This is a genomic window from Mesorhizobium sp. M7D.F.Ca.US.004.01.2.1 (genome assembly GCF_003997785.1).
Classification (GTDB): domain Bacteria; phylum Pseudomonadota; class Alphaproteobacteria; order Rhizobiales; family Rhizobiaceae; genus Mesorhizobium; species Mesorhizobium loti.
In genome coordinates this window covers 1-5,045 of the sequence record NZ_RZRQ01000387.1, presented here as the reverse complement: position 1 = coordinate 5,045, position 5,045 = coordinate 1, and the positions used below count along the sequence as shown (strand labels likewise).

The window sequence follows — 5,045 nt, the reverse complement described above, 5'->3', positions numbered from 1 at the left end:
GCCGTGATCTGCTGCAGCGCCTGCTGGGCACAGGCATACATGTCGGTGCCGCCGCCGGCATGCTGGTCCGCGACGGCAGCCAGCAACTGGGCTTGCCCGGCAGCATCGCCGGTCGCTTCGAAATTGGCGCGCACGGCACTGTCGAACGGCAGCACGAAGATGCGGTCGGACGGCGTCCATTGCACCAGCACCTCGCTGGCCTTTTCCGGCGTAAACAGGAACTGCGCCGCTGCCTGTAACTGTTTCTCGCCCTGGTCTTCCATGGAGCCGGAAAAGTCGAAGCACAGTGCCGTCAGTGAAGGCTTGCGCAAGGCTTCCTGATAGAGATCGAGCGCCTTGCGGATCACCGCCGGCTCCGGCATGCGGATCGAGGTCACCAGTTTGCCCGGATCGAAATTCCAGTCGGGTTCGGCCGCGGCCTGGATCGCCGAGCCGCCAAGCGGCAGCCGCCGGCCGGTGTCGGCGATGCGTTTGCGCACCGCATCCGACTGCAGATAGGCGAGCAGGTCGGTGAAGAATTTTTCGACCTCCGGGCCGCGCCCATGGTCGATGAAGCCGAGCGGCGAATCGCCGACCGCGACGCCGTCGGCCGGATAGACGGCATAGAGCGGCTCCTTGCCCATCTGCTTCAGTTTGTCGTTGGTCTCCTTCAGCGTCGCCTCATAGTTCCACATGGCGTCATAGACGGTGCCCTTGCCGGCCGAGTCGACATAGAGGTCTGCCAGCCAGCCCGACGAGCCTGATGAGCGCTCGACGCCTTGCAGCAAAGCGCTCACCGTCTCACGCATATTCGGATTGTCGAGGTCGCCGGGCTCGATCACTTCCTTGCCGCCGAGTGCGCTGGAGAGCATGGCGAGATAAGCGCTGGCGCCGGAATTGGATTGCGTTGCCGAGGTCATCAGGAATTTGAGCTTGCCGTCCTTCACCGCGGCCAGAATGTCCTTCATGAAAACTGGCTTGCCGACCCAGCCGAGTTCGGCGGCCTTGGATTTGCGCACGCCCAAAATAACCGGCATCTGCGCGATCGAGGTTAAATTGCGCACCTTGCGACCGGAATCGAACAGGTCGACCCAGACACTCGAGGCCGGCCAGACCGCATCCTGGTCGAGCCCGGCAGGCCGCTGCAAGCCAAGGCCGATGTCGAGCGAGCCCTCATAGGCGAAGGTGCATGTGGCACCCTGCTTGTCGCAGAACTCCTGAACGATCGGCTGCAGTACAGTGTTTTCCGAGCCCGATACGATGGAGAATTTGACGTGGCTGGCGTTGCAGGCGGCCAGCAACATCGCGAAGGCCAGCAGCAGAACGGACGTCAGCGTCTTCGGCATGGCGGTTCCGATCAGGCCTGGGTCAGCGCTTTCTTCAGATCGATCGTCATCTGGTCCATCTGCTTTTCAGCATCGGCCCGCTTCTGGCGACCCTCCTGCTGGACCTTCAGCACGCCCTGCACGGTGTCGATGAGATCGCGGTTGGCCTGCGCCAGCGTCTCGACATCGACAATGCCGCGCTGCGCCTGTTCTTCGATCGAGATCGCCTGATCCTTCATCATCTTGGAGGTCTGCCGGATCATCTCATTGGTGGCGTCCGTCACCGTCTTTTGCAGTTCGAGCGCCGATTTCTGATTGGTCAGCCCAAGCAGGATGACCATTTTCTGCTTCCAGGCCGGCACGGTGAGCGCCGAGGTCGCCTGCAGGTTCTCGATCAGCGTCTCGTCGCCGGACTGGACGATGCGGATCTGCGGCAGTTGCTGGATGCCGAGCTGGCGCGCCTGCACCAGATAGAAGACGCGCTTTTCCAGACGATCCAGCGCCTGGACCGCATCCTGATAGGTCTGCGCCTCCAGCGTGCCGCCGACATCGCCGCTGGCCGAATCCGCCGCGGCCTTCAGCTTGGGCAATTCGTTGGTGCGATAGTCGTCGACGAATTTCTTGCCTGCCTGCACATAGGCGTCGAGCTTGAGGATCGAGTCCTTGGTCTGCTCATGCAGGTCGTCGAGCACGGCGATGTCGCGCCGCAGCGTATCCTTGTGGCGGTCGAGTTCGAGGCCGATGCGGTCGATCTGGCCGGCAACATCCTCGTATTTTTCCTTGAAGCGTTCGAGCCGCGCCTTGAAGGAGGAAAACAGATTGCCGAGAAACCCTTCGTCCTTCAGCGAAGCCGGATCGAGGTTCTTGGCCTTCATGATGATGTCGGTCAGCAGATTTCCGGTGTCGCCGAGATCGCGATTGCGAAGCTGACCCAGAATCTTGTCGGCATAGTCGCTGACAGCCTGCTGGGCACGGTCGCCATAGACCGAAATGCCGGCGCGATCCCTGACGTCGATCGTGCTTTCGATCCTGGCGATGTCGGACGGGTCGGCAACGATTGCCGGCAATGTCGAGGTGTCGTCGAGCAGAGTGATGCTGTTCTTGTCGGCCATGCAGACCTCCCCTCAAAATGAACAGTATCTCCATAGGCTGTGTGTGACAGGGATATGTCGGCATTGTGGATAAGGGAAGGGGCCGACCCGGCTCTGGGCGCAAAACATGCGGGTTTCAGCCTGAAAACGGGCAAGGTTTGCAGGGATTCGATCCGGTGGACAAGCTCATTCCGCCGGCTACTGTCCATCAGTCTTGTGCGACGGTGGCTGGCGCTGTCAGCCATTGCCTGACGATCGCCGCGTCGGCGCTGCCGAATTCATGACCCGATGCAACAATCCGGGCATCGATCTCGGCGCCATGCTGGCTGAGCAATGTCACCAGCGCCGGCGCGAAGGGCGCATAGGTGAGATCCGCGGCGCCGGCGATGATGAGCGCTCGCACCTTTGACAGATCCGTCGCCGGCACGTCATCGAGCACCGGCATCGGTCTCAGCAGCGCTGCGCGTTCGACGAGGCCCGGACGCAGCAGCATCAGGCTCGAAACCAGATTGGCGCCGTTCGAATAGCCGAGGAACATCGTGCGGGAGAGGTCGAGATGATGGCGTGCGGCCGCGTCAGCAACGAAACCCGCAAAGGCCTCGGTTTCGGTGCGGATGCTTGCCTGTTCGAAGCGCGTCGGCGTGATGCGCGCGAACCAGCGGAAACCATCCTCCTGGACGATGCGGCCGCGCACCGCGATCAGCACGGCATGCGGCGCGATCTCTCGTGCCAGCGGCACCAATGTGGTCTCGTCGACACCCGACCCATGCAGCAGGAAGAGGCATTCGTCGGTTGAATCCGCAGGGCTGTAAAGGCGGTAGCTGAAGGCGAGATCACGCAGCAGCGCACCATCTTGTGAGGTCCTTTCGGTCATGGCCTCATCCTTTTGATTCCATGATGATTCCCATCTGTTTGCCGGCTTCAAAACGCAATATTTTCAAGCTCCGCGAAAGTTGATTGAACCGGGCGCATTACAGTCCGTTTCTTCGCCGATACCATTGCTTCGGGAGGAATCGAAGCGGTGCGCCGGGGGTCGCATTGCCGGCATGAACAACCAGCTTTGAGGCCTTTTTGTCGATGACCACCCAGATTTCCCCAGACCGCGATTCGCGTGTCCCAGACCGCGATTCGCGCATCGCCGATCGCGACACGCGTATCGATGTGTTCCGCGCTCTCGCTCTGCTGACCATCTATGTCGACCACGTACCGGGTACCGCCTTCGAGTATCTGACGTACAAGAATTTCGGCTTTTCAGACGCGGCGGAAGTCTTCGTGCTGATCTCCGGCATCTCGGTCGCGCTCGCCTATGGCAAGAAATTCCAGCCTGGAAACCGGTTGTTGGCGACGTTGAAGATGTGGCGCCGCGCTGGTGTGCTCTATGCCGCCCACATCGTCACCACCATGGTGGTGATGGCGATCTTCTGCGCCGCGGCGGTGTTTGCCAGGCGACCGGAGCTTTTGACGATGATCAACCTCGAGCCGTTGATCAAGAATACGCCACAAGTGCTGATCGGCATCGTGACGCTCGGCCACCAGCTCGGCTATAACAACATCCTGCCGGTCTATGCCGTGCTGCTCCTGCTGGCGCCGGTCTTCCTGCTCTTCGTCAGCTACCGGCCATTGCCGGCGCTTGCCGCATCCGGCGCGCTGTGGCTGGTCGCTGGGATCTACCAGATTGCTCCGCCCAACTATCCCGAGCCTGGCTTCTGGTTTCTTAATCCACTGTCGTGGCAGTTCCTTTTCAATATCGGCCTGGCAGGCACGCTGCATGTGCGTCGCGGCGGTAGCATCCCGGTCAATCGCTGGCTGGTCGGCGCGGCTTTGGCCTACACCGCGACCGCTGTGGTCTGGGTGCATAGCCCGCTCTGGGGGCAGATCTCCTGGTTGGGTCTGCCTCCGGTGCTGACCGGCTTCGACAAGACGTTCCTGTCACTGCCAAGGCTGCTGCATATATTGGCGGTGAGCTACCTGATCGTGGCATTCCCCGCCATCTCGAACCTGTTTCGCACCGGGCGCGATCATCCGCTTGCCATATTGGGCAAACGATCGCTGCCGGTTTTCATTGCCGGCACTGTGCTCGCAATGGCGGCGCAGGTGCTGAAGCTGATCAATCCGGGCGGATTTGCCTATGACAGCCTGTTGATATCGGCCGGCATCGTCATGCAGTTCGCGGTCGCCTACTATCTCGAATGGCTTTCGGGCCTCGGCTGGTCCGGGAAAAGCAGGCCGGCTCACAATCCGGCACCGCCCGTCCATGCGTCCTTCGGCATGTCGTCGATGGCGACAAGAATGGGGCGTTGAGGCGTCAGGCGGCTCAGGCGGGCGAGGGGCCGGATGAGGCCCGCACCAGGAGTTCGACCGGCAGCGATTGCCGGCTGAACGAGCCGTCATTTTCAAGGATCGCCTTGACGGCAAGGCGGCCCATCTCGGCGATCGGCTGGACGATCGTGGTCAGCGGCGGGTTGGAAACCGCTCCTTCCGGAACACCGTCAAAGCCGACGATCGAAACGTCGCCCGGTACCGTGATGTCACGCTGCCGCAGCCAGTCCAATGCATGCAAGGCCATCCTGTCTGACATGGCCAGGATAGCGGTCGGTGTCTCGGCGCCGGCGAAAATGTGATCGAGGCCGGCCCACACGCTCTCCTCGTC

General features: G+C 61.6%; 5 protein-coding genes. 1 reads left to right on the top strand and 4 read right to left on the bottom strand.

What is annotated here, in order from left to right:
• The 3 genes from EN993_RS31110 to EN993_RS31100 form a co-directional block, all read right to left on the bottom strand.
• Window positions 1-1,283: substrate-binding domain-containing protein (locus EN993_RS31110; RefSeq protein ID WP_245469020.1), on the bottom strand; the 1,283-nt coding region annotated here is incomplete at its 3' end.
• A gap of 53 nt (window positions 1,284-1,336) precedes the next feature.
• Window positions 1,337-2,416 carry a toxic anion resistance protein gene (locus tag EN993_RS31105; protein ID WP_109668567.1) on the bottom strand — a complete coding sequence of 360 codons (1,080 nt, stop codon included), beginning with the start codon at window positions 2,414-2,416 and terminating at the stop codon, window positions 1,337-1,339.
• Between the two features lie 187 nt (window positions 2,417-2,603).
• A complete protein-coding gene (locus EN993_RS31100; RefSeq protein ID WP_109668569.1) occupies window positions 2,604-3,269 on the bottom strand; it encodes an alpha/beta hydrolase in 666 nt (221 codons plus the stop codon).
• 203 nt (window positions 3,270-3,472) lie between these two features.
• On the opposite strand from EN993_RS31100, the gene EN993_RS31095 reads away from it, so the two are divergent.
• Complete coding sequence (locus tag EN993_RS31095; RefSeq protein ID WP_109668571.1) at window positions 3,473-4,696, top strand: OpgC family protein; 1,224 nt, start codon at window positions 3,473-3,475, stop codon at window positions 4,694-4,696.
• Between the two features lie 13 nt (window positions 4,697-4,709).
• Here the strand turns inward: EN993_RS31095 and EN993_RS31090 are convergent.
• On the bottom strand, window positions 4,710-5,045 hold a 336-nt coding region (locus tag EN993_RS31090; protein WP_164757922.1), incomplete at its 5' end, for a substrate-binding domain-containing protein.